This is a genomic window from Candidatus Aegiribacteria sp. (assembly GCA_021108435.1).
Taxonomy (GTDB): Bacteria; Fermentibacterota; Fermentibacteria; order Fermentibacterales; family JCC-6; genus Aegiribacteria.
The window spans coordinates 1-2294 of sequence record JAIOQY010000218.1 but is presented as its reverse complement, the minus strand read 5'-3'; the positions used below and the strand labels follow the sequence as shown (position 1 = coordinate 2294).

Genomic DNA, 2294 nt, shown 5'->3' with positions numbered 1-2294 from the left:
ACATCAGAGTATGTTTCTACGCATAGCGCGTTGCCCTTGCAAGTGAAAAAGCTATATATAGTGAAACCGTTGCTGTAAAAGAGATTGTTTTCAATTACTGCTTTGCCTTTAACATAAACGCATAATCCATAGGTATAGACACCATAGGTTCCCGCAGTGTTATTGTAGAAGGTGTTGTTGCGCATTTCGACGCACGACGATAGTGTTTCAGAGTTATCGACATATACACATAAACCCCGGCAAATACTGTAATCCCCACCACCCCAGTAGGAATCCCAGAATATACTGTTATCCAAGAAAGTGTTGCCCGCCAATAATGCGCTTGAGTTGGTCAGTTTGACAACTCCACCGTTTTTTGCATCTTCGTGCGTGACACAAGTGTATTCCCAATAATGATTACGGAATACATTCCCGATAATTGAAGGACTCGCACCTTCAACCTCTATCGGGTATTGCTCGTAACCTACTGGAGTTGAGACTTCGAAACCTTTGAGTACAGCTCCTCTACCCTCGCTGTTTGTGAATAATATCCATGTTATTATTTTCGTGGAATCCGGACCAGCTACGCTCTCCACATGGACATTCTTTCCCTGATAATCGAAACCATAATATAAACCAGGTAGAACAAGTATTGAATCACCATCGACAGATGCATCAATGGCATACTGGATCTGAGTATAATCTGTAGGTACAATGTAGGTAGTTGCAGTAAGAGCTGTTAGAAGAATGATCATTATGCTGTACATACGCACACCTCCACAATCATTATAGACTGTTAGTGCAATTGCGTCAATCAATATTATGCAAATGAGGATGCCGGGTGTAAAGAGAAAACCCGATTATCTTGGTAGAAAATACGCTCTTCATCATGGAAGGGGGTGGAACCGGAACAGGATGTCCTTCGGAGTCCCTTCGGTCTCCCTTCGACTGATTTCGTTCAATCAGGATATACTCACCAGTCAGATCGTCGATCTGAAGTCCAAATCATTCGCGGAACATAGAAATAGGGACGGAAGAATCATCTCCATCCCAATTTTCTAGTACCCCATAGTGGACGCTTTTAGAACTGTTGTCATTGCTGGAATATGAGTTCTAGAATGTAGCATTCGCTTTCGTTTTAATGGTGAGTGGAGTGATAATAGCAAAGGATAATCATAACATTCCAAGTACAGAATTGCTTATTGATGTTCACTTAAGAAAGTGAAAATCGAGTACTGGTTATTTTTTTATAGTCTAAGGTAGAATCATCTACTAATCAACTCTTGACAGAATATAACCCACGGGTTATATATAACCTCGAGGTGATACATAGATGCAATGTGAAGTTGAATACAGTGATGAGTTTGGCGAATGGTGGAATAGTTTGTCAGAAGATGAACAAGCAACAGTTTCAGCATATGTTAGTTTACTTGAAGAAAGAGGAACAACGTTAGACTATCCTTATTCATCTAGCGTTGAAAGCTCGAGGCATTCGCATATGAGAGAGCTTCGAATTCAGCATTCGGGAGACCCTTATAGAACATTGTATGCTTTTGATCCAAGAAGGATTGCGATGCTGTTAATAGGTGGGAATAAAACAGGTGATGATAGGTGGTATGAGAGGTTTGTTCCCATTGCAGATAACATATACGATACACATCTTTCCGAACTTGAAAGGAGGAATTAGCTTAAAATAAACTAGCTGGTAGAAAAAGAAATGAAAGTAAGAAAGAATCTTAGAAAGAAAGTAAGAAAGAAAAGAGGAGATGGGGCGATGGCTAAGCCTTTTAGAGATCTTGTTGATAAAATGTCTCCTGAAGCTCGTCAGAAAATGGAAGAACGCAAAAGTGAGCTTCTGCTTGAAATGGAAATTCGCGATCTAAGAAAAGCACTGGATATGACTCAATCTGAATTAGCTAAGAACTTAAAAGTAAATCAGGCTGCTGTGTCAAAGATGGAACATCAGTCAGATATGTTCATTAGTACATTGAGAGGAATTCTTGTAGCTATGGGAGCTTCCCTGAAAATAATCGCAAGTTTCCCAGAGGGTGAAGTACAGATCAACCAGTTTGAAGAGATTCGAGACGGAAGAATAACAATACAAGCTTAATGTAGCTAAAGAATGAAGTAATGATGAAGCCGTATCCAATACGCCTTCATTTCTACCCCGTGGTGGACGCTTTTAGAACTGTTGTCATTGCTGGAATATGAGTTCTGGAATGTAGCCTTCGTTTGTCGTTTTAATAGTGGGTGGCACTGTTTTGGTACCCCCGACGGGATTCGAACCCATGCTTCCGGCTCCGGAGGCCGACGCT

Annotated in this window: 3 protein-coding genes; 2 read left to right on the top strand and 1 reads right to left on the bottom strand. The window is 40.8% G+C overall.

The genetic code is table 11. From position 1 onward, the window contains the following. A partial coding sequence (locus K8R76_13445) for a hypothetical protein (GenBank protein ID MCD4849181.1) occupies positions 1-746 on the bottom strand: 746 nt, incomplete at its 3' end. A 566-nt stretch (positions 747-1312) separates the two neighbouring features. Between K8R76_13445 and K8R76_13440 the strand changes: the two genes are divergently transcribed. Beyond that, the gene (locus K8R76_13440) at positions 1313-1666 is read left to right on the top strand and encodes a type II toxin-antitoxin system RelE/ParE family toxin (GenBank protein MCD4849180.1); all 354 of its coding nucleotides are present in this window, start codon (positions 1313-1315) and stop codon (positions 1664-1666) included. A gap of 87 nt (positions 1667-1753) precedes the next feature. Further along, positions 1754-2089, top strand: coding sequence for a helix-turn-helix domain-containing protein (locus tag K8R76_13435; GenBank protein ID MCD4849179.1), 336 nt, complete (start codon positions 1754-1756; stop codon positions 2087-2089). Positions 2090-2294: the final 205 nt, after the last annotated feature.

Excerpts from the sequence above, each read along its gene's own strand:
- K8R76_13435 (MCD4849179.1), top strand. The coding sequence starts at position 1,754 with ATGGCTAAGCCTTTTAGAGATCTTGTTGATAAAATGTCTCCTGAAGCT.
- K8R76_13440 (MCD4849180.1), top strand. The coding sequence starts at position 1,313 with ATGCAATGTGAAGTTGAATACAGTGATGAGTTTGGCGAATGGTGGAAT.